This is a genomic window from Pseudomonas sp. R15(2017) (assembly GCF_002112685.1).
GTDB lineage: Bacteria > Pseudomonadota > Gammaproteobacteria > Pseudomonadales > Pseudomonadaceae > Aquipseudomonas > Aquipseudomonas glycinae.
Genome location: NZ_NEII01000006.1, coordinates 46,213 through 66,658, shown reverse-complemented (window position 1 = coordinate 66,658; position 20,446 = coordinate 46,213). Strand labels below are relative to the sequence as shown.

The window sequence follows — 20,446 nt, the reverse complement described above, 5'->3', positions numbered from 1 at the left end:
CTTATGACTGACACCAAAGAACAACTGGATGTAGACGACGATTTCATCGCTGCCGAAACCGACGACGCCGAACCGGTGGTTGAAGTCGCCAAGACCAATCTCAGCAAGCGTCGAACCATCGACAACCTGCTTGAGGAGCGCCGGTTGCAGAAGCAATTGGCCGATTACGATTTTGATCTCTGACATTTGAAAGCCTCCCGAAACGGAGGCTTTTCTCTTTCTGGCATACGCTGATTCCGATCCGCCCATGATCCGTCAGCCACAGAAACTCTCAGACCAGGCCGTTCCGCTGCGCCAACTCAATCAGATCCACCAGCGACCGCGCGTTGAGTTTTAAAAGCAATCGGGTTTTGTAGGTACTCACGGTCTTGTTGCTCAGGAACATCCCGTCGGCAATTTCCTTGTTGGTCTTGCCTCGCGCCAGTTGCTGCAACACCATCATTTCACGCCCTGACAGGCGATCAACCATGTCCGCCTCGCTGGCGTTTCCCAGACTGGTTCGCACGGTGTGCAACGCCTGATTCGGAAAATAGCTGTATCCGGACAGTACCGCCTTGATTGCACTCAGCAACTCAGTGAGATCCTGTTGCTTGCAAACATAACCCGCCGCCCCCGATTGCATGCAACGCATGGAAAAGTGCCCCGGTGACTGTGACGTCAGCACGAGCACTTTCAACGGCATTGCACTTGTTGTAAGGCGCGCAATGACTTCCAGTCCATCCAGTTTCGGTATACCGATATCAAGAATGACAATATCGGGCATCTGGTCGCGGGCAAGCTGTAATGCATCCACTCCATTATCGGTTTCTGCAATGACTTCGTAGCCATGACGCTCCATCAGCATACGTACCGCAAGACGAATGACGGGGTGATCATCCACGATCAGCACTTTATTCATGGGCAAGTCCAGTTTCGCTGTTCGAATTTTTAGAACCGGCACAATAACGCAGTCATTTCATCCATGGCATGGATAAGTTCATTCACACTGGCATCAAGAGACACTTCCTACAACCCATAAAGATTAGTCCTACAGAAACGGCCCACCAGAACAAAAGCATGAGGGCAGAAAGAACAAAAGCCTCACTTCCGACCGGTCAATAACCAACAACAATTCGACCACTCATTCCAGAAATGACAAACCCATCCATCACAAAAAACCTGAAACAACATACTGATGTTCACCCGGCCACTTTTAATATAAACACCCGTTAACGAGCACTGAATACACCACTCATCGCTCCCCTATACAAACCACTAAAAACATCACAACGAGAACAGTCAATTTCATGAGAAAAGACCATGTTGAAAAAATACAAAAAAGTCACAAACCCTATAAGCATCATCGCCATATTTGCGTTGATAACCGAAACTTCGGCGGCGGTCTCCCTGCCTTTTCTTGATAACGAAGAACGAAAAACATATATCTGGCTTTTGATCAGCTTCCCGTTTTTCTTGTCATTCCTGTTCTTCATCACACTCAACTTTAACTATCGTTCACTTTATGCACCGTCGGACTTCAATAACGAAAATAATTTTCTAAAGGCATTTGAAGATACCGCAACGAACTTGATGGAGGTACAACCGCAGCCCAATCCAGCACTGCATACGGTAAAACTGCCAAAACCATTCAGCACGCTATATATCATTGATACCAGGGGAGGAATTTCCGTATCGGAGACAGAAGTATTATTGGAAAAAATCCCACACTCGCCCAAGCACTCACTCAGAATATTTGTGTTTTTGACCAGCTCGATATCAGACGATTCAGCAACGGAAAATATCTTCAAATCGTTTAAACAGGGAAAGAAAGCCGTCGGAACTACTTACTGTATTTTCTACGACGCGGACTCAATGAACATGATCCAGGCGGGGAAAGTTTGAGAAGGCGGAATATCGCGGAGATACTGACCATTGCTGATCAAGTCAAGCAGGGGAATTTGCGCAGTGGCGGCCTTGTCACACAGACAAGGCCGCCATTTTCATCACACCAAAAAACTCAGAACAGCTTGCGGCCCTTGTTGGCAGCAATACGCATGCGCAGCGCGTTGAGCTTGATGAAGCCCGCCGCGTCGGCCTGGTTGTAGGCGCCGCCGTCTTCTTCGAAGGTCGCGATGTTGGCGTCGAACAGCGAATCGTCGGACTTGCGACCGGTCACGATCACGTTGCCCTTGTACAGCTTCAGGCGCACGACGCCGTTCACGTTGACCTGGGAGGCGTCGATCATCTGTTGCAGCATCAGACGCTCAGGGCTCCACCAGTAACCGGTGTAGATCAGGCTGGCGTACTTCGGCATCAGCTCGTCTTTGAGGTGAGCGACTTCACGGTCCAGGGTGATCGATTCGATGGCGCGGTGAGCGCGCAGCATGATGGTGCCGCCTGGGGTTTCGTAGCAGCCACGGGACTTCATGCCGACGTAACGGTTCTCGACGATGTCCAGACGGCCGATGCCGTGCTCGCCACCGATCTTGTTCAGCGTCGCCAGCACGGTGGCCGGGGTCATTTCGACGCCGTCCAGCGCGACGATGTCGCCGTTGCGGTAGGTCAGTTCCAGGTACTGCGGGGTGTCGGGAGCCTTCTCCGGGGAGACGGTCCAGCGCCACATGTCTTCTTCGTGCTCGGTCCAGGTGTCTTCCAGCACGCCGCCTTCATAGGAGATGTGCAGCAGGTTGGCGTCCATCGAGTACGGGGATTTCTTCTTGCCGTGACGCTCGATCGGGATCGCGTGCTTCTCGGCGTAGTCCATCAGCTTCTCGCGGGACAGCAGGTCCCACTCGCGCCAAGGGGCGATCACTTTCACGCCTGGCTTGAGTGCGTAGGCACCCAGTTCGAAACGCACCTGGTCGTTGCCCTTGCCGGTGGCGCCGTGGGAAATGGCATCGGCGCCGGTTTCGTTGGCGATTTCGATCAGACGCTTGGCGATCAGCGGACGCGCGATGGAAGTACCCAGCAGGTACTCGCCTTCGTAAACGGTGTTGGCGCGGAACATCGGGAACACGAAGTCACGCACGAATTCTTCGCGCAGGTCGTCGATGTAGATTTCTTTGACGCCCATGGCCTGCGCCTTGGCGCGAGCCGGCTCGACCTCTTCGCCCTGACCCAGGTCAGCGGTGAAGGTCACGACTTCACAGTTATAAGTATCCTGCAGCCACTTGAGGATCACCGAAGTGTCCAGGCCGCCGGAATACGCCAGAACGACCTTGTTTACGTCCGCCATGCCATCACTCCACGGGGTTCTACGGAAAGCCGAGGAGTCTACCGCCCAAACGCGATAATTTACAGAGGCGCGACAGCTTAAGACGACAAAGCGACAGAATCTGTCGAGAGGGCGACGATGACCGGCAGGTCAGGAAGTCGCCGCCGTGTTGGCAGGCGTGCTGGCCTGAGGTGCCGGAGCAGTCGTCGGTGCCACCCGCGCCAGGTGCACGTTGACCCGCCGGTTCTTGGCTCGGTTGGCGGCATTGGTGTTCGGCACCAACGGGTAGCGTTCACCATGGAAACGCACGGTGATCTGCGATTCCTGGATGCCGTTGGCCTTGAAGAAGTCGACCACGGCCAGCGCGCGGCGGCGCGACAGCTCGCGATTGGTCAGGCGATTGCCGCTGTTGTCGGAGTGGCCATCGAGCTCAATGTGATTGACCGTCGGATCGGCCTTCATGTACTCGAGCATCACTTGCAACTTGGCCTTGGCGGCGGCGTCCAGTTCGATGCCTTCGCCGGGGAAGCCGATCTGCGATTGTTTGACCTGATCGAAATTCTGCGGGAGCAGTTTCGCCACGCAGGTCTGATAGTCATTGAACGCCTTGCTGAACTTGACCGGCAACAGGCGCACTTCAGACACCCGACCATCGCCCGATGCCCGGCGCACCACGGGGCTGCGACCGTCCATCAAACCGCTGATCAGTTGCCCGGCCTGGGATTGCGAACTGTTGAACAGCACGTTGCCGCTGCCCAGTCGAACCGTGCCCAGATTGATGTCGCCACGCCCCGGCTGCCACGGCGCAGCCGCCGCCAGCAAAGTCGCCGAACCGCCGCCAAGCATGGCGTTGTAGGCGTTCAGGCGAAAGGTCGCCTGCTCGCCGGCCTTGCGCACGAATTGCCCCGAGCCGAAGTCGGTGATCGGCTGCGTCAGACGGCACTCGAACTTGTCGCCCTCGACCGTCCACTCAATGTTCTCCAGACGGGTCTGGTAGGTCAGTGCCATCGCGGGAAGGCTGGCAAACACACTGAGCAAGGCTAAATATCGCTGGCGCACGGGAGGCTCCATTGGCTTCTACAACAAAAAAGACCGAGACATACATCTTTACGGCATACCTATGGGATATCGGACGCTCGTCGCAAAACTTGATAGCGAGTGCCTGCAAGAGTCTTTTCCGGTAGCATTCGCCTCAGTTTGACCCGCCTGGAATCCCCTCATGTCCGACCGCCTGACCCTGCTGCGTCCCGACGACTGGCACATTCATCTTCGCGATGGTGCCGTGTTGACCAATACCGTTGCGGATGTCGCGCGCACCTTTGGTCGCGCCATCATCATGCCCAACCTGGTACCTCCGGTGCGCAACGCCGCTGAAGCCGACGGCTATCGCCAGCGGATTCTCGCTGCCCGCCCGGCCGGCAGTCGTTTCGAGCCGCTGATGGTGCTGTACCTCACCGACCGCACCCAGCCCGAAGAAATCCGTGAGGCCAAGGCCAGCGGTTTCGTGCACGCCGCGAAGCTGTATCCGGCCGGCGCCACCACCAACTCCGATTCCGGGGTCACCAGCATCGACAAGATTTTCCCGGTGCTGGAAGCCATGGCCGAAGTCGGCATGCCGCTGTTGATCCACGGCGAAGTCACCCGTGGCGACGTCGACGTGTTCGACCGCGAGAAAATCTTCATCGATGAGCACATGCGTCGCGTGGTCGAGCGTTTCCCGACGCTGAAAGTGGTGTTCGAACACATCACCACCGGCGACGCCGTGCAGTTCGTCAACGAGGCTTCGGCCAACATCGGCGCGACCATCACCGCGCATCACCTGCTGTACAACCGCAACCACATGCTGGTGGGCGGGATTCGGCCGCACTTCTATTGCCTGCCGATCCTCAAACGCAACACGCACCAGGAAGCCCTGCTCGACGCCGCCACCAGCGGCAGCGCGAAGTTCTTCCTCGGTACCGACTCGGCACCGCACGCCCAGCACGCCAAGGAAGCTGCCTGCGGCTGCGCCGGCTGCTACACCGCGTACGCCGCCATCGAGCTGTATGCCGAAGCCTTTGAACAGCGCAACGCGCTGGACAAGCTCGAAGCCTTCGCCAGCCTCAACGGCCCGCGTTTCTACGGCCTGCCGGCGAACACCGATCGCATCACCCTGGTTCGTGACGAATGGACCGCCCCGACCAGCCTGCCTTTCGGCGAGCTGACCGTTATCCCGCTGCGCGCCGGTGAAAAACTGCGCTGGCGCCTGCTGGAGGAACACGCGTGAGTGAAGACCATTTCGACGACGAACTGGACGGTCAAGGTGGCGGCGGTTCCCGTCATCCAATGGCAGCACGCTTTCGCGGCTACCTGCCGGTTGTCGTCGACGTAGAGACCGGTGGTTTCAACTCGGCCACCGACGCACTGCTGGAGATTGCCGCGACCACCATCGCCATGGATGAAAAGGGTTTCGTCTATCCGGACCACACTTACTTCTTCCGTGTCGAGCCGTTCGAAGGCGCCAACGTTGAAGCGGCCGCGCTGGAGTTCACCGGGATCAAGCTCGATCACCCGTTGCGCATGGCCGTCAGCGAAGAAACGGCGCTGACCGACATCTTCCGTGGCGTGCGAAAGGCCTTGAAGGCCAACGGCTGCAAGCGGGCGATTCTGGTCGGCCACAACAGCAGCTTCGACCTCGGCTTCCTGAACGCCGCCGTCGCGCGGCTGGACATGAAGCGCAACCCGTTCCACCCGTTCTCCAGCTTCGACACCGCAACCCTCGCGGGTCTGGCGTACGGTCAGACCGTACTGGCCAAGGCTTGCCAGGCAGCCGACATCGATTTCGATGGCCGTGAAGCGCATTCGGCGCGTTACGACACCGAAAAGACCGCCGAGCTGTTCTGCGGCATCGTCAACCGCTGGAAACAGATGGGCGGCTGGGAAGACTTCGACGACTGAGGGTCGTCGGGCTAAATCCCGCGCATGAAAAAACCGGCTCAAGAGCCGGTTTTTTTGTACCTCGACGATGCGCCTTACAGGGCAGCAGCGTTCTCGGTCAGGTAAGCCGCAACGCCTTCTGGCGAAGCGTTCATGCCTTTGTCGCCTTTTTTCCAGTTGGCAGGGCAGACTTCGCCGTGCTCTTCGTGGAATTGCAGAGCGTCGACCAGACGGATCAACTCTTCCATGTTACGGCCCAGCGGCAGGTCGTTGATGATCTGCGAGCGGACAACGCCTTTGTCGTCGATCAGGAACGCGCCACGGAAAGCCACGCCGCCTTCGGACTCAACGTCGTAGGCCTTGGCGATTTCGTGCTTCATGTCGGCAGCCATGGTGTATTTCACCTGGCCGATGCCGCCATTGTTGACCGGGGTGTTGCGCCAGGCGTTGTGGGTGAAGTGCGAGTCGATCGAAACGGCGACTACTTCAACGTTGCGTGCCTTGAAGTCGGCCATACGGTTGTCCAGAGCGATCAGCTCGGACGGGCAGACAAAGGTGAAGTCCAGCGGGTAGAAGAACACCAGGCCGTATTTGCCTTTGATGGCCGAGGACAGGGTGAAGCTGTCAACGATCTCGCCATTGCCGAGTACGGCCGGGACGGTGAAGTCAGGGGCTTGTTTGCCTACGAGTACGCTCATTGATATCTCCTGGTGTAGAAACTTGAAGTTCAGGGTTCGGGCCAGCCTGCCACCCTCAGGCGACAGCCCTGTGACACGAACCCCCTTCGCAAGGGCCGACCATCATACACTGCGTTTTTCGACTGTCCTTAAAGGTTTTTCGCGAAATCCCGGCTGGCATTCAGCCATGCACCACCGTTCGTCAGTCACAGCCGTTGGCGATGAAAACCCTTCGGAAAGCACTTTGACAATCATTCTCGTTAACATTAAGATCCATCGCAATTGAGTCACAACCAGCGACGGTTCTCACTTATGTATGTTTGCCTCTGCACTGGCGTCACCGACGGACAAATCCGCGAAGCGATCTATGAAGGTTGCTGCAGCTATAAAGAAGTCCGTCAGGCCACCGGCGTCGCCAGCCAATGCGGCAAATGTGCGTGCCTGGCGAAGGAAGTGGTTCGCGAAACCCTGACCAAGCTGCAAACCGCCCAGGCCGCGATCCCCTACCCGGCAGAATTTACCGCCGCGTAATTATCCCGAATTCGAAGAACCGGACTTATGTCCGGTTTTTTTATGCCTGAAAATCAATTGCTTAGCGCCCAGACGCGGAACACAAACATTCTTATTCCGATTAATTTTCATTTATTATTCAATAACTTAGGTTTGACACTTATAAATACCAAGCTCAAACTCTGCCCTATATACCGTTACTTAGGGCAGGACTCCCATCATGAAAGGCGACGTAACAGTCATCCAGCATCTCAACAAGATCCTTGCCAATGAGCTGGTCGCGATCAATCAGTACTTCCTGCATGCACGCATGTACGAAGATTGGGGCCTGAACAAGCTCGGCAAACACGAGTACCACGAATCCATCGACGAGATGAAGCACGCGGACAAGCTGATCAAGCGCATCCTGTTCCTCGAAGGCCTGCCGAACGTGCAGGACCTGGGCAAGCTGCACATCGGCGAGCACACCAAGGAAATGCTGGAGTGCGACCTGCGTATCGAGAAGACCGGCCACGCCGATCTGAAGGCCGCCATCGCCCACTGCGAATCTGTCGGTGACTTCGGCAGCCGCGAACTGCTCGAAGACATCCTGGAATCCGAAGAAGAACACATTGACTGGCTGGAAACCCAACTCGGCCTGATCGATAAAGTCGGTCTTGAAAACTATCTGCAATCGCAGATGGGCGAAGACGAATAATTAGCCAGCGCTAAACTCGAGACACTAAAAAGCCCCGCCCTCTTTCGAGAGGCGGGGCTTTTTATTGCCCGGACTTCAGCTCGCCGAAATCCGGGCAGAAGCCAATCAGGCTTCGGACTTGGCCGCAGCAGCCTTGGCGGATGCTTCCTTGACCAGGGTCTGCAGCTCACCGTTGGCAAACATTTCAGCCATGATGTCGCTGCCGCCGACCAGTTCACCGGCTACCCACAGCTGCGGGAAAGTCGGCCAGTTGGCGTACTTCGGCAGGTTGGCGCGGATTTCCGGGTTCTGCAGGATGTCGACGTAGGCGAACTTCTCGCCGCAGCCCATCACAGCCTGCGCAGCTTTCGCGGAGAAGCCACACTGGGGGGCATTCGGCGAGCCTTTCATGTAAAGCAGAATGGTGTTGTTGGCAATCTGCTCTTTAATCGTTTCGATGATATCCATGGAGCACCTCGGCTGAACTTTCCGACTCATGGGTCGGCACGGTGGCGCATTGTAACGGAATCCCGAGCGCCCTGCTCGGTCTCCCCGACAGACTTGCTCACGCCGCCGCCACCGTCACCGGCACGCCATTGAGCGCCGCATTGCCTGACAGCTCGTCGAGCTGGCATTCATCGGTCAGGTCATTGGCGCTGGAGCCGGGTTGGCTGCTGGCAATCGCCATCTGCACACCCGGCCGGGCGTGGCCCCATCCGTGCGGCAGGCTGACCACGCCCTTCATCATGTCGGCACTGCCCAGCACTTCGACCTCAATTTCCCCTACCCGTGAACTGACCCGCACAAGCTGACCATCACTGAGCCCGCGACTGGCGAGATCGTCCGGATTCATCAACAACTGATGACGCGGCTTGCCCTTCACCAACCGGTGGTAATTGTGCATCCACGAATTGTTGCTGCGTACATGACGGCGACCAATCATCAACAGCTCATCGGCCGCCGGCGCCTGCAACGCGGCGAAGCGCGCCAGGTCGGCGAGGATTTCCGGCGGCGCCGCCTGAACTCGTTGATTGAAGGTCTTCAATCGCGGTGTCAAGTTGGGTTTCAGCGCTCCCAGGTCAACACCGTGCGGATGATCGAACAGCGTCGCAAGCGACAATTTATGCTCGGACGCATCGCCATAGGTGCCCATGCGTAATCCCATGTCGATCATCTTCGCCGGCGGCATCGTCGGTTTCAGCTCCTTGCCGGTCTTCGCGGCAAAAGCCTTGGCCAGCCCGACGAAGATCTCCCAGTCATGCAGCGCCCCTTCGGGTTTGGCGAGGATTGCCCGGTTGAATCGGGTGACGTTGCGCACCGCAAACAGATTGAAGGTGGTGTCGTAGTGATCGTTCTCCAGCGCCGAAGTCGATGGCAGGATCAGATCGGCATAGCGCGTGGTTTCGTTGATATACAGGTCGACACTGACCATGAACTCCAGCCCGTCCAGCGCCTGCTCCAGTTGCCGGCCATTGGGCGTGGACAACACTGGATTGCCGGCCACGGTGATCAGCGCGCGAATCTGCCCTTCACCCTCGGTGAGCATTTCTTCAGCCAGCGCCGAGACCGGCAACTCGCCACCGTATTCAGGACGCCCGGACACGCGGCTCTGCCATTTGTTGAAATGCCCGCCCGAAGTCGAGGCCACCAGATCCACCGCAGGCTCGGTGCACAGGGCACCGCCGACGCGATCGAGATTGCCGGTCACCAGATTGATCAACTGCACGACCCAATGACACAGCGTGCCGAAGGCCTGAGTGGAAACCCCCATCCGACCGTAGCAAACGGCGCTTGGCGCAGCAGCGAAGTCCCGGGCCAACTGGCGGATCTGTTCGGCGGGAACGGCGCACAACGGGCTCATGGCTTCAGCGGTGAACCCCGCCACCGCTGTGCGGACTTCGTCCAGACCATCCACCGGCAGATGACTGTCCGAAGTTAGGCCCTCGGCGAAAAGAGTATTGAGCACACCAAACAACAACGCCGCATCGCCGCCGGGGCGCACGAACAAATGCTGATCGGCCATCGCCGCCGTCTCGCTGCGCCGTGGATCGACCACCACCACTTTGCCGCCCCGGGCCTGAATCGCCTTCAGACGCTTCTCGACATCCGGCACGGTCATGATGCTGCCATTGGACGCCAGCGGATTACCGCCCAGGATCAACATGAAATCGGTGTGATCGATGTCCGGAATCGGCAGCAGCAAGCCGTGGCCATACATCAAGTAACTGGTCAGGTGATGGGGCAGTTGATCGACCGACGTCGCCGAGTAGCGGTTGCGGGTTTTCAACAGGCCGAGGAAGTAATTGCTGTGGGTCATCAGCCCGTAGTTATGCACGCTGGGGTTGCCCTGATACACAGCGACCGCGTTCTGCCCATGACGCTCCTGAATCGCCGAGAGTTTTTCGGCGACCAGCTCGAACGCTTCGTCCCACTCGATGGGCAACCATTCGCTGCCGACCCGGCGCATCGGCTGGCGCAGGCGATCCGGATCGTTCTGGATATCTTGCAGTGCCACGGCCTTGGGGCAGATGTGTCCGCGACTGAACGTGTCCTGGGCATCGCCCTTGATCGAGGTGATCTGCACCTGGCCGTCGGTTTCGGTGGTTTCGATGGTCAAGCCGCAGATGGCTTCACACAGGTGGCAGGCACGGTGATGGAGAGTCTTGGTCATGGCCAGTCTCTGTCTTGTTCTGGGCAGGCAATGACGCCTGCGGGAACAAAACTATGGCCCGCGACCCGGTGCAGCGCCAGCGACGTTCGTCTTGTGAATCGGTGGCCATCAGGCCGGCCGATAGACCCGCGTCAGTTCGCCGGAAGCTGTGGCGGTGCGGCCAGCTGGATTTCCTGGATGGTCTCGATCTGCTCATGGGCGACGTGGACGCCGGTGAGCTCGCCGATCAGTCGCCAATGCTCGTCGAGCCCGGCGCTGATGGTCGCCATGCGGTCGATCATCTGCCGGCTGGCGGCCTTGACCACGTCGTCTTCGCTGCGCAGCAGTTCGAAGGACATCGAAGTCATCGAGGCGGTGAGGTGGGTCAATGAGCGTGCCGTGTGGCCCAGCAGTTCCATTAACAGTTTTTCTTTCGATTCCATGCGGAGGCTTCCTGCGTCGCTCGTGATTTATTTATAACCCAGCACTTTGCTTTAGCAAATGTTTCAACCTGCGCATCCGACCAAGCGAATCGGTGGTTCACCGGTCGCAAACCGACCAGAGCTGTGCCATCCCCGCCGCGCCTGATTGCCAAGCCCGGTGGGGCCAGTGTACAAATGCCTCGCTGCCCTCTCGAAAACTGACCGGAAATCACAGTGTTCGCACTGTTCCAACTCCGGCGCATTTCTGCAAAAACCGTAGCCTATTGGAAAAACGCGACATTTAGTGTCAATATCGCGCCTTCCCCTATTTCGTCGCCCCCGTGCGGCTTACGCCGCAGGTCTCGCCCGTTGTTCCGATAAACAAGGCTTTGAGCATCTGCGGTTTGTAGCAAAAAGGTAGTCAATGATGAGCGCAAGGCACTTTCTCTCCCTGATGGATTGCACGCCCGAAGAGCTGGTCAGCGTGATCCGTCGAGGCGTTGAGCTCAAGGACCTGCGTAACCGCGGCGTACTGTTCGAGCCTCTGAAAAACCGCGTCCTGGGGATGATCTTCGAAAAATCCTCGACCCGTACCCGGATCTCCTTCGAGGCCGGCATGATCCAGCTCGGCGGCCAGGCGATCTTCCTGTCGCCGCGCGACACCCAGTTGGGCCGTGGCGAGCCGATCGGCGACTGCGCCATCGTCATGTCGAGCATGCTCGACGCGGTGATGATCCGTACCTTTGCCCACAGCACCCTGACCGAATTCGCTGCCAACTCCCGCGTGCCGGTGATCAACGGCCTGTCCGATGACCTGCATCCGTGTCAGTTGCTGGCCGACATGCAGACCTTCCTCGAACACCGCGGCTCGATCCAGGGCAAGACCGTGGCCTGGATCGGCGACGGCAACAACATGTGCAACAGCTATATAGAAGCGGCGATCCAGTTCGACTTCCAGTTGCGCGTGGCCTGCCCTGAAGGCTATGAGCCGAATCCTGAATTCGTGGCCAAGGCCGGTGACCGCGTGACCATCGTCCGCGACCCGAAAGACGCCGTACGCGGCGCGCATCTGGTGAGCACCGACGTCTGGACCTCCATGGGTCAGGAAGAGGAAACCGCCAAGCGCCTCAAACTGTTCGCGCCGTTTCAGGTCAACCGCGCCCTGCTCGACCTGGCTGCCGATGACGTGCTATTCATGCACTGCCTGCCCGCTCACCGCGGTGAGGAAATCAGCCTCGACCTGCTCGATGACCCGCGCTCCGTCGCCTGGGATCAGGCAGAAAACCGTCTCCACGCACAGAAGGCCCTGCTCGAGTTCCTCGTCGAACCGGCATATCACCACGCATGAGTCATGAATTACTGCTGAACCTGCGCAACCTCGCTTGCGGCTATCAAGATCAACGTGTGGTGCAGAACCTCAATCTGCACCTCAATGCCGGTGACATCGGCTGCCTGCTCGGCTCGTCCGGCTGCGGCAAGACCACCACCCTGCGCGCGATTGCCGGTTTCGAACCGGTCCACGAAGGGGAAATCTCTCTCGGCGGTGAAGTGATCTCCAGCGCCGGTTTCACCCTCGCTCCGGAAAAGCGCCGGATCGGCATGGTGTTCCAGGACTACGCGCTGTTCCCGCACCTGAGTGTCGCGGACAACATCGCCTTCGGCATCCGCAAGCACCCGAACAAGGAGCGCGTGACTGAAGAGCTGCTGGAACTGGTCAACCTGAAGAATCTCGGCAAGCGCTTCCCCCATGAGCTGTCCGGCGGCCAGCAACAACGTGTCGCTCTCGCCCGCGCCTTGGCACCGGAGCCGCAGCTGTTGCTGCTCGACGAGCCGTTCTCCAACCTCGATGGCGAGTTGCGCCGCAAGCTCAGCCATGAAGTGCGCGATATCCTCAAGGCCCGTGGCACCAGCGCGATTCTGGTGACTCACGACCAGGAAGAAGCCTTCGCCGTCAGCGATCACGTCGGTGTGTTCAAGGAAGGTCGACTGGAGCAGTGGGACACGCCCTATAACCTCTATCACGAACCGGCGACGCCGTTTGTGGCCAGCTTCATCGGTCAGGGTTACTTCATTCGCGGCCAGCTCGGCAGCCCGGAATCGGTGCAGACCGAACTCGGCGAACTGCGCGGCAATCGCGCCTACACCTGGCCGGTCGGTGGCGCGGTGGATGTGCTGCTGCGTCCGGACGACATCGTTTACGCGCCGGACAGTGGATTGAAAGCGCGGATCGTCGGCAAGACGTTCCTCGGCGCCTCGACCCTGTATCGCCTGCAACTGCCGACCGGTGCGCAGCTGGAATCGATCTTCCCAAGCCATGCCGACCATCAGGTGGGTGCGGATGTCGGGATTCGGGTGGCAGCGGAACATCTGGTGCTGTTCCAGGCGTCCGGCAGCACGGCGGCGCAGATTCCGGCGGTGGAAAACGGCGTCCGCCGTTACAGCACCGCGCACTGATCTGCACACAAACAATGAGGGAGCCTGATGGCTCCCTTATTTTTTGCTCTCAGCCCAGCATCAATGTGCCGCTGGCCACCAGCGTCGCATTCCCGCCGATCTTCACCCGCTCACCTTCCAGCCGACAGAACAGCTCACCGCCCCGCGCCGAACGCTGGCACGCGGTCAGGCTGGATTTGCCCAGACGTTTCGACCAGTACGGAATCAGGCTGCAATGGGTCGAGCCGGTCACCGGGTCTTCATTGATACCGATCGCCGGGGCGAAATAGCGCGAGACAAAATCATGCTGATTGCCCCGAGCGGTGACGATCGCGCCCAGCCACGGCAGCTTGGCGAGCGCGACCATGTCCGGCGTGCAATCGAGCACCGCCTGCTCGGACTCCAGCACCACAAACAGCTCGTTGGAACTCAGGACGTCCACCGCCTGAACATTCAGCGCCCGCTCGATCTCCAGGGTGACGCCTTTCTCCACCGCTTCGATGGCCGGGAAATCGAGCCACAGCCTGTCGCCTTCGCGGCTGACGCTCAATGGCCCGGACTTGCAGGTGAAGTCCAGACGCTCGGCGTTTTCCTTATAGATCTCGAACAGCACATAGGCGCTGGCCAGGGTCGCGTGACCACACAGCGGCACTTCGGTGGTCGGCGTGAACCAGCGGATGTGCCACGCCTGCCCTTCGCGCACCAGAAACGCGGTTTCCGCCAGATTGTGCTCGGCGGCGATCTTTTGCATCAGTTCGTCCGCGAGCCACGCGTCGAGCCGATAGACCATCGCCGGATTGCCACTGAATGGCCGATCACTGAACGCGTCGACCTGATGAAACTCGAGCTGCATAACCTTCTCCCTGTGTCAGTCGAACGAGCATGCAGCGCCGGCCGGATCAGCGCCAGTGACAGTGCCGGCCAATTTTCTTCATACAGACGTCACGGGCGCCCGATGTCGGCAAATTTCGCCTGAGTGTGTTCTGCCAATACTGCCGGCGCCAGTTCCACTTCCAGCCCTCGCCGGCCGGCACTGACATAAATGGTCGAAAAAGGCTGGGCCGAATTATCGATGAAGGTACGCAGGCGTTTTTTCTGCCCCAGCGGACTGATGCCGCCCAACAGATAACCGGTGGAGCGCTGCGCGGCGGCCGGGTCGGCCATCTCGACTTTTTTCACGCCGGCGGCGTGGGCGAGCCCCTTGAGGTCGAGACTTCCGACGACCGGCACCACTGCCACCAGCAACTCACCCTTCTCGCTGGCCGCCAGCAGCGTCTTGAACACCTGCGCCGGATCGAGTCCCAGTTTTTCCGCGGCCTCCAGGCCATACGACGCAGCCTTCGGGTCATGTTCGTAACTGTGCACGCGATGTTCGGCACGAACTTTTTTCAACAAGTCCAACGCAGGGGTCATGGCAGCTCCGGGCTCGGCAGTGGCAAAAAAACCTGCGGCGGATTTTAGGCCATAGCAGTGCAAAAGGCTCTACCACGCGCCACGTTTCACGGGGTTTTCAGGCCGATGACGTTCGTGCAGAACGGGTGACCCTCAGGATCATTCACGTGACTGATAGTTTATTTGTGACTGACGGTTCACTTTCGACCTTTGACAGGTTTGTTTCTTGTCTATATTTTTTCGAATCTGAATAATGTAAGAATTATCGTCATCGCAGCACCCAGCAGTAAACCGGGAACAGGATGGGGATCCTGCCTCGGCGAAAATCGCGCCTTGCCCTGTCGGCAACGCGCCAGACAACAACAAAAACCGAGGTTTTCAATGACAACTGCGTTACAGCAACCTTCGCTCTCGAGCCAGTGCCTGGCCGAGTTTCTGGGTACTGCACTCCTGATCTTTTTCGGCACGGGTTGTGTCGCCGCGCTCAAGGTCGCGGGCGCCAGCTTCGGTCTCTGGGAAATCAGCATCATCTGGGGCGTCGGCGTCAGCATGGCGATCTACCTCACCGCCGGCGTTTCCGGCGCGCACCTGAACCCTGCCGTCAGTATCGCCCTGAGCATTTTTGCCGACTTCGAAAAGCGCAAACTGCCGTTCTACATTCTGGCCCAGGTCGCCGGCGCCTTCTGCGGCGCGCTGTTGGTCTACACGCTGTACAGCAACCTGTTCTTCGATTACGAACAAACTCACCATATGGTTCGCGGCACTGAAGCCAGCCTCGAACTGGCATCGGTGTTCTCCACCTTCCCGAACCCTGCGCTGTCGACTGCCCAGGCGTTCCTGGTCGAGGTGATCATCACTGCGATTCTGATGGGCGTGATCATGTCCCTGACCGACGACAACAACGGCCTGCCGAAAGGCCCGCTGGCGCCACTGCTGATCGGTCTGCTGATTGCCGTGATTGGCAGCTCGATGGGCCCGCTGACCGGTTTCGCGATGAACCCGGCCCGGGACTTCGGTCCGAAACTGATGACTTTCTTCGCCGGCTGGGGTGAAATTTCCTTCACCGGCGCACGTGAAATCCCGTACTTCCTGATTCCGATTTTTGCACCGATTGTCGGTGCCTGCCTCGGCGCTGCCGGGTATCGCGGGCTGATTGCCCGTCACCTGACCGGCGCCACACCTGCTACAAAGGATGCAGAACCGGCCATTGACGGCAAACCAAGAACTTCTTGAAACAGTCGGCGCGGGCTCCTGCCCTTTAGAGCCCGCGCCACGGCCCACTCTCCCTTATTTCGTCCAAGGCAATCGACATGACCGACATTGAGAATAAGAACTACATCATTGCCCTCGATCAGGGTACGACCAGCTCCCGCGCGATCATTTTCGACCGCGACGCGAACGTGGTCTGCACCGCACAACGCGAATTCGCCCAGCATTACCCGCAAGCCGGTTGGGTCGAACACGACCCGATGGAAATCTTCGCCACCCAGAGCGCGGTGATGGTCGAAGCGCTGGCCCAGGCCGGTCTGCACCATGACCAGGTCGCCGCCATCGGCATCACCAACCAGCGTGAAACCACCGTGGTCTGGGACAAGACCACCGGCCGCCCGGTGTACAACGCGATCGTCTGGCAATGCCGGCGCAGCACCGAGATCTGCCAGCAGCTCAAGCGCGACGGTCATGAAGACTACATCCGCGACACCACGGGCCTGGTCACCGACCCGTACTTCTCCGGCACCAAACTGAAGTGGATCCTCGACAACGTCGAAGGCAGCCGTGAGCGCGCACGCAACGGCGAACTGCTGTTCGGCACCGTCGACAGCTGGCTGATCTGGAAATTCACTGGCGGCAAAGTCCACGTCACCGACTACACCAACGCCTCGCGCACCATGCTCTTCAACATCCACACGCTTGAGTGGGACGCGAAGATGCTGGAGATCCTCGACATCCCGCGCGAGATGCTGCCGGAAGTCAAAGCCTCTTCGGAAATCTACGGTCGCACCAAGAGCGGCATCGCCATCGGCGGTATCGCCGGTGACCAGCAAGCTGCACTGTTCGGCCAGATGTGCGTCGAGCCGGGCCAGGCAAAGAACACTTACGGCACCGGTTGCTTCCTGCTGATGAACACCGGCGACAAAGCAGTGAAATCCCAGCACGGCATGCTCACCACCATCGCCTGCGGCCCACGCGGCGAAGTGGCTTACGCCCTGGAAGGTGCGGTGTTCAACGGCGGTTCGACCGTACAGTGGCTGCGCGATGAACTGAAAATCGTCAACGACGCCCACGACACCGAATACTTCGCCAATAAAGTGAAGGACAGCAACGGCGTGTATCTGGTGCCAGCCTTCACCGGCCTCGGTGCGCCCTACTGGGATCCGTATGCCCGTGGCGCCCTGTTCGGCCTGACCCGTGGCGTGCGCGTGGATCACATCATCCGCGCTGCTCTGGAATCGATTGCCTACCAGACTCGCGACGTCCTCGACGCCATGCAACAGGACTCCGGCGAACGCCTGAAGGCTCTGCGCGTGGACGGCGGTGCGGTGGCGAACAACTTCCTCATGCAGTTCCAGGCCGACATTCTCGGCACTCAGGTCGAGCGTCCGAAAATGCGCGAAACCACGGCGCTGGGCGCAGCTTATCTGGCCGGCCTGGCGTGCGGTTTCTGGGGCAGCCTGGAAGAACTGCGCGGCAAGGCCGTGATCGAACGCGAGTTCGAACCGAGCCTGGACGAAGCGGCCAAAGAGAAGCTGTATAAAGGCTGGAAAAAAGCTGTCAGCCGTACCCGTGACTGGGCACGTGAAGACGCTGAATAAGCCAACCTGAGTACTCGTATCCGTATGTAACTGGTAGGGAGCGGATTCCTGCGGCATCATGGGCAAATTTTGCACGGCAGCCCAAAGGAAGCCCCATGAATCTGCCTCCCCGTCAGCAGCAAATCCTCGAGCTGGTCCGCGAACGCGGCTATGTGAGCATCGAGGAAATGGCCACGCTGTTCGTTGTTACCCCGCAAACCATCCGCCGCGATATCAATCAACTGGCGGAAGCCAATCTGCTGCGTCGCTACCACGGCGGCGCAGCCTATGATTCCAGCGTCGAAAACACTGCCTACGCGATGCGCGCCGATCAGATGCGCGATGAAAAGCAACGCATCGGCGAAGCCATCGCCGCGCAGATCCCCGATCACGCCTCACTGTTCATCAACATCGGCACAACGACCGAATCGATTGCCCGCGCCCTGCTCAATCACAGCCATCTGAAGATCATCACCAACAACCTGCACGTCGCTTCGATGCTCAGCGCCAAGGATGATTTCGATGTGTTGCTGACCGGCGGCAACGTGCGTCGTGACGGCGGCGTGGTGGGTCAGGCGAGCGTGGACTTCATCAATCAGTTCAAGGTCGACTTTGCACTGGTGGGCATCAGTGGCATCGACGAAGACGGCAGCCTGCTCGACTTCGATTACCAGGAAGTGCGCGTATCTCAGGCGATCATCGCCAATGCCCGGCAGGTCATCCTGGCGGCGGACTCCAGCAAGTTCGGCCGTAACGCGATGATCCGCCTCGGCCCGATCAGCCTGATCGATTGCCTGGTCACCGATCAGCAGCCGGTGCCGGCCCTGGCGCAACTGCTGAGCCAGCACAAGATTCGCCTGGAAGTCGTTTAACCCCCCCCCCTTTTTATTTCTCGTTCCCACGCTCCGCGTGGGAATGCAGCCCGGGACGCTCCGCGTCCCCTCCCAAGCGCTGACGCAGAGCGTCAATGTATGTATTCCCACGCAGAGCGTGGGAACGATCAGCCACACTGCGTGCAACGATCAGTGCTCTGACGCGCATCTGATGTTCGAATATTTTCTTTTAGCCGCCCTTCGATGAGTTTTTTCAATCGAAGTCGGCTGGCTGCGCGCGTCTTTATGGGCTACCATTTTCGCAAATGAACATTCATGTTCGATTTCCAAGACAGAAAATCAAAAGAGCCCGAGGCCAGCCGATGTCCACCTCTACCTTGCGTACGCCCCCTATCTCCGAGATCTACGATATCGCCGTCATCGGCGGCGGGATCAATGGCGTGGGGATCGCAGCGGATGCCGCCGGTCGCGGTCTTTCGGTGTTCCTTTGCGAAAAGGACGACCTGGCCAGCCACACCTCGTCAGCCAGCAGCAAGCTGATCCACGGTGGCCTGCGCTATCTCGAACATTACGAATTCCGTCTGGTGCGTGAAGCCTTGGCCGAGCGCGAAGTGCTGCTGGCCAAGGCGCCGCACATCGTCAAGCCGATGCGTTTCGTGCTGCCGCACCGCCCGCACCTGCGTCCGGCGTGGATGATCCGCGCGGGCCTGTTCCTGTATGACCACCTCGGCAAGCGCGAAAAACTGGCGGGTTCGAAAAGCCTGAAGTTCGGCGCCGACAGCGCGCTGAAAAGCGAAATCAGCAAAGGCTTCGAATACTCCGATTGCTGGGTCGACGACGCCCGCCTCGTGGTGTTGAACGCCATGGCCGCCCGTGAAAAAGGCGCGCACATTCACACCCAGACCCGTTGCGTCAGCGCCCGTCGCGCCAAGGGCCTGTGGCACCTGAACCTGGAACGCGCCGACGGCAGCCTGTTTTCGATCACTGCCAAAGCGCTGGTGAACGCCGCCGGCCCGTGGGTCGCCAAGTTCATCCGTGACGACCTGAAGATGGAATCGCCGTACGGCATCCGTCTGATCCAGGGCAGCCACATCATCGTGCCGAAGCTGTACGAAGGCGATCACGCGCATATCCTGCAGAACGAGGATCAGCGCATCGTTTTCACCATTCCGTACCTGAACAACCTGACTCTGATCGGCACCACCGACCGCGAGTACACCGGCGACCCGGCCAAAGTGGCGATCACCGACGGCGAAACCGATTACCTGCTCAAAGTGGTCAACGCCCACTTCAAGAAGCAGATCAGCCGTGACGACATCCTGCACACTTATTCGGGCGTACGTCCGCTGTGCAACGACGAATCCGACAATCCGTCGGCCGTGACCCGCGACTACACCCTGGCGTTGTCCGGCAGCACCGAAGAAGCGCCGCTGCTGTCGGTGTTCGGCGGCAAGCTGACCACCTACCGCAAGCTCGCGGAATCAGCGATGGCGCAACTGATGCCGTTCTTCACCCAGATGCGCCCGAGCTGGACGGCCACCGCCACCCTGCCCGGCGGCGAAGACATGACCACGCCACAAGCCTTGAGCGCGCTGATCCGCGACAAGTTCGACTGGGTACCGACCGAAATCGCCCGCCGCTGGGCCACCACTTACGGCAGCCGCACCTGGCGCATGCTCGAAGGCGTCGACACATTGGCCGACATGGGCGAACACATCGGTGGCGGGCTCTACACCCGCGAGGTCGATTACCTGTGCACCGAAGAGTGGGCCACCACGGCACACGACATTCTGTGGCGTCGCAGCAAACTGGGCCTGTTCACCACCCCGGCCGAACAGGAAAAACTGGCGACCTACCTGAACAAGGTCGAGCAGAACCGCAAGATCGAAGCGGCCTGATCTTCAAGCCGCGTTGACGAAAGCCCCTGAATCGCGAGATTCAGGGGCTTTTTG

General features: G+C 59.1%; 21 protein-coding genes. 12 read left to right on the top strand and 9 right to left on the bottom strand.

Going from position 1 to position 20,446, the window contains the following annotated elements; translation table 11 throughout:
- Window positions 1–3: 3 nt before the first annotated feature.
- Window positions 4–183: a PA3496 family putative envelope integrity protein gene (locus CAF77_RS13850; RefSeq protein WP_064383833.1), complete on the top strand. Its 180-nt coding sequence runs from the start codon at window positions 4–6 to the stop codon at window positions 181–183.
- 88 nt (window positions 184–271) lie between these two features.
- Here the strand turns inward: CAF77_RS13850 and CAF77_RS13845 are convergent, their stop codons facing one another.
- Window positions 272–898: a response regulator transcription factor gene (locus CAF77_RS13845; RefSeq protein WP_007953203.1), complete on the bottom strand. Its 627-nt coding sequence runs from the start codon at window positions 896–898 to the stop codon at window positions 272–274.
- 401 nt (window positions 899–1,299) lie between these two features.
- On the opposite strand from CAF77_RS13845, the gene CAF77_RS13840 reads away from it, so the two are divergent.
- Window positions 1,300–1,881: a hypothetical protein gene (locus CAF77_RS13840; protein ID WP_085654767.1), complete on the top strand. Its 582-nt coding sequence runs from the start codon at window positions 1,300–1,302 to the stop codon at window positions 1,879–1,881.
- A gap of 115 nt (window positions 1,882–1,996) precedes the next feature.
- On the opposite strand, the gene CAF77_RS13835 is transcribed toward CAF77_RS13840, so the two are convergent.
- Together CAF77_RS13835 and CAF77_RS13830 are read right to left on the bottom strand one after the other, a co-directional pair.
- Window positions 1,997–3,214: an argininosuccinate synthase gene (locus CAF77_RS13835; RefSeq protein ID WP_007953201.1), complete on the bottom strand. Its 1,218-nt coding sequence runs from the start codon at window positions 3,212–3,214 to the stop codon at window positions 1,997–1,999.
- A gap of 129 nt (window positions 3,215–3,343) precedes the next feature.
- A complete protein-coding gene (locus tag CAF77_RS13830) occupies window positions 3,344–4,252 on the bottom strand; it encodes an OmpA family protein (RefSeq protein WP_007953200.1) in 909 nt (302 codons plus the stop codon).
- 160 nt (window positions 4,253–4,412) lie between these two features.
- Here CAF77_RS13830 and pyrC point away from each other — a divergent pair, with 160 nt between their 5' ends.
- Window positions 4,413–5,459, top strand: coding sequence for a dihydroorotase (gene pyrC / locus CAF77_RS13825; protein WP_085654765.1), 1,047 nt, complete (start codon window positions 4,413–4,415; stop codon window positions 5,457–5,459).
- On the top strand, window positions 5,456–6,130 hold the full coding sequence (gene rnt, locus CAF77_RS13820; RefSeq protein WP_007953196.1) for a ribonuclease T: 675 nt from the start codon (window positions 5,456–5,458) through the stop codon (window positions 6,128–6,130). The genes pyrC and rnt overlap by 4 nt, the downstream gene beginning before the upstream one ends.
- Before the next feature lie 74 nt (window positions 6,131–6,204).
- Here the strand turns inward: rnt and CAF77_RS13815 are convergent, their stop codons facing one another.
- Window positions 6,205–6,807 carry a peroxiredoxin gene (locus CAF77_RS13815; protein WP_007963972.1) on the bottom strand — a complete coding sequence of 201 codons (603 nt, stop codon included), beginning with the start codon at window positions 6,805–6,807 and terminating at the stop codon, window positions 6,205–6,207.
- A 291-nt stretch (window positions 6,808–7,098) separates the two neighbouring features.
- Between CAF77_RS13815 and CAF77_RS13810 the strand changes: the two genes are divergently transcribed.
- Together CAF77_RS13810 and bfr are read left to right on the top strand one after the other, a co-directional pair.
- Window positions 7,099–7,317: a bacterioferritin-associated ferredoxin gene (locus CAF77_RS13810; RefSeq protein ID WP_007953193.1), complete on the top strand. Its 219-nt coding sequence runs from the start codon at window positions 7,099–7,101 to the stop codon at window positions 7,315–7,317.
- 199 nt (window positions 7,318–7,516) lie between these two features.
- Complete coding sequence (bfr, locus tag CAF77_RS13805; RefSeq protein WP_011335740.1) at window positions 7,517–7,993, top strand: bacterioferritin; 477 nt, start codon at window positions 7,517–7,519, stop codon at window positions 7,991–7,993.
- A gap of 105 nt (window positions 7,994–8,098) precedes the next feature.
- Here the strand turns inward: bfr and grxD are convergent, their stop codons facing one another.
- The 3 genes from grxD to CAF77_RS13790 form a co-directional block, all read right to left on the bottom strand.
- Window positions 8,099–8,440, bottom strand: a complete 342-nt coding sequence (gene grxD / locus CAF77_RS13800; RefSeq protein ID WP_039765841.1) for a Grx4 family monothiol glutaredoxin — start codon at window positions 8,438–8,440, stop codon at window positions 8,099–8,101.
- 97 nt (window positions 8,441–8,537) lie between these two features.
- Window positions 8,538–10,643, bottom strand: a complete 2,106-nt coding sequence (locus CAF77_RS13795; protein WP_064383836.1) for a molybdopterin oxidoreductase family protein — start codon at window positions 10,641–10,643, stop codon at window positions 8,538–8,540.
- Between the two features lie 131 nt (window positions 10,644–10,774).
- On the bottom strand, window positions 10,775–11,065 hold the full coding sequence (locus CAF77_RS13790; RefSeq protein ID WP_007963969.1) for a hypothetical protein: 291 nt from the start codon (window positions 11,063–11,065) through the stop codon (window positions 10,775–10,777).
- Window positions 11,066–11,471: 406 nt separating this feature from the next.
- Between CAF77_RS13790 and argF the strand changes: the two genes are divergently transcribed.
- Window positions 11,472–12,392 carry an ornithine carbamoyltransferase gene (gene argF / locus CAF77_RS13785; protein ID WP_039765834.1) on the top strand — a complete coding sequence of 307 codons (921 nt, stop codon included), beginning with the start codon at window positions 11,472–11,474 and terminating at the stop codon, window positions 12,390–12,392.
- Complete coding sequence (locus tag CAF77_RS13780; protein ID WP_011335744.1) at window positions 12,389–13,498, top strand: ABC transporter ATP-binding protein; 1,110 nt, start codon at window positions 12,389–12,391, stop codon at window positions 13,496–13,498. The genes argF and CAF77_RS13780 overlap by 4 nt, the downstream gene beginning before the upstream one ends.
- A gap of 49 nt (window positions 13,499–13,547) precedes the next feature.
- Here the strand turns inward: CAF77_RS13780 and CAF77_RS13775 are convergent, their stop codons facing one another.
- Window positions 13,548–14,330 carry a PhzF family phenazine biosynthesis protein gene (locus CAF77_RS13775; RefSeq protein WP_085654763.1) on the bottom strand — a complete coding sequence of 261 codons (783 nt, stop codon included), beginning with the start codon at window positions 14,328–14,330 and terminating at the stop codon, window positions 13,548–13,550.
- A gap of 89 nt (window positions 14,331–14,419) precedes the next feature.
- The gene (ybaK, locus tag CAF77_RS13770) at window positions 14,420–14,890 is read right to left on the bottom strand and encodes a Cys-tRNA(Pro) deacylase (protein WP_064383838.1); all 471 of its coding nucleotides are present in this window, start codon (window positions 14,888–14,890) and stop codon (window positions 14,420–14,422) included.
- 360 nt (window positions 14,891–15,250) lie between these two features.
- On the opposite strand from ybaK, the gene CAF77_RS13765 reads away from it, so the two are divergent.
- The 4 genes from CAF77_RS13765 (at window position 15,251) to glpD (ending at window position 20,392) form a co-directional block, all read left to right on the top strand.
- Window positions 15,251–16,102: an MIP/aquaporin family protein gene (locus tag CAF77_RS13765; protein WP_011335747.1), complete on the top strand. Its 852-nt coding sequence runs from the start codon at window positions 15,251–15,253 to the stop codon at window positions 16,100–16,102.
- Between the two features lie 77 nt (window positions 16,103–16,179).
- The gene (gene glpK / locus CAF77_RS13760) at window positions 16,180–17,682 is read left to right on the top strand and encodes a glycerol kinase GlpK (RefSeq protein WP_085654761.1); all 1,503 of its coding nucleotides are present in this window, start codon (window positions 16,180–16,182) and stop codon (window positions 17,680–17,682) included.
- Between the two features lie 95 nt (window positions 17,683–17,777).
- A complete protein-coding gene (locus CAF77_RS13755) occupies window positions 17,778–18,533 on the top strand; it encodes a DeoR/GlpR family transcriptional regulator (protein WP_007953179.1) in 756 nt (251 codons plus the stop codon).
- Window positions 18,534–18,856: 323 nt separating this feature from the next.
- A complete protein-coding gene (gene glpD, locus CAF77_RS13750; protein ID WP_085654760.1) occupies window positions 18,857–20,392 on the top strand; it encodes a glycerol-3-phosphate dehydrogenase in 1,536 nt (511 codons plus the stop codon).
- The last annotated feature ends 54 nt before the right edge of the window (window positions 20,393–20,446 follow it).

Bases quoted from the DNA above. Each gene is read 5' to 3' on its own strand.
- CAF77_RS13850 (WP_064383833.1), top strand. From the start codon at position 4: ATGACTGACACCAAAGAACAACTGGATGTAGACGACGATTTCATCGCT.
- CAF77_RS13845 (WP_007953203.1), bottom strand. From the start codon at position 898: ATGAATAAAGTGCTGATCGTGGATGATCACCCCGTCATTCGTCTTGCG.
- CAF77_RS13840 (WP_085654767.1), top strand. From the start codon at position 1,300: ATGTTGAAAAAATACAAAAAAGTCACAAACCCTATAAGCATCATCGCC.
- CAF77_RS13835 (WP_007953201.1), bottom strand. From the start codon at position 3,214: ATGGCGGACGTAAACAAGGTCGTTCTGGCGTATTCCGGCGGCCTGGAC.
- pyrC (WP_085654765.1), top strand. From the start codon at position 4,413: ATGTCCGACCGCCTGACCCTGCTGCGTCCCGACGACTGGCACATTCAT.
- CAF77_RS13815 (WP_007963972.1), bottom strand. From the start codon at position 6,807: ATGAGCGTACTCGTAGGCAAACAAGCCCCTGACTTCACCGTCCCGGCC.
- CAF77_RS13810 (WP_007953193.1), top strand. From the start codon at position 7,099: ATGTATGTTTGCCTCTGCACTGGCGTCACCGACGGACAAATCCGCGAA.
- bfr (WP_011335740.1), top strand. From the start codon at position 7,517: ATGAAAGGCGACGTAACAGTCATCCAGCATCTCAACAAGATCCTTGCC.
- grxD (WP_039765841.1), bottom strand. From the start codon at position 8,440: ATGGATATCATCGAAACGATTAAAGAGCAGATTGCCAACAACACCATT.
- CAF77_RS13795 (WP_064383836.1), bottom strand. From the start codon at position 10,643: ATGACCAAGACTCTCCATCACCGTGCCTGCCACCTGTGTGAAGCCATC.
- CAF77_RS13790 (WP_007963969.1), bottom strand. From the start codon at position 11,065: ATGGAATCGAAAGAAAAACTGTTAATGGAACTGCTGGGCCACACGGCA.
- argF (WP_039765834.1), top strand. From the start codon at position 11,472: ATGAGCGCAAGGCACTTTCTCTCCCTGATGGATTGCACGCCCGAAGAG.
- CAF77_RS13780 (WP_011335744.1), top strand. From the start codon at position 12,389: ATGAGTCATGAATTACTGCTGAACCTGCGCAACCTCGCTTGCGGCTAT.
- CAF77_RS13775 (WP_085654763.1), bottom strand. From the start codon at position 14,330: ATGCAGCTCGAGTTTCATCAGGTCGACGCGTTCAGTGATCGGCCATTC.
- ybaK (WP_064383838.1), bottom strand. From the start codon at position 14,890: ATGACCCCTGCGTTGGACTTGTTGAAAAAAGTTCGTGCCGAACATCGC.
- CAF77_RS13765 (WP_011335747.1), top strand. From the start codon at position 15,251: ATGACAACTGCGTTACAGCAACCTTCGCTCTCGAGCCAGTGCCTGGCC.
- glpK (WP_085654761.1), top strand. From the start codon at position 16,180: ATGACCGACATTGAGAATAAGAACTACATCATTGCCCTCGATCAGGGT.
- CAF77_RS13755 (WP_007953179.1), top strand. From the start codon at position 17,778: ATGAATCTGCCTCCCCGTCAGCAGCAAATCCTCGAGCTGGTCCGCGAA.
- glpD (WP_085654760.1), top strand. From the start codon at position 18,857: ATGTCCACCTCTACCTTGCGTACGCCCCCTATCTCCGAGATCTACGAT.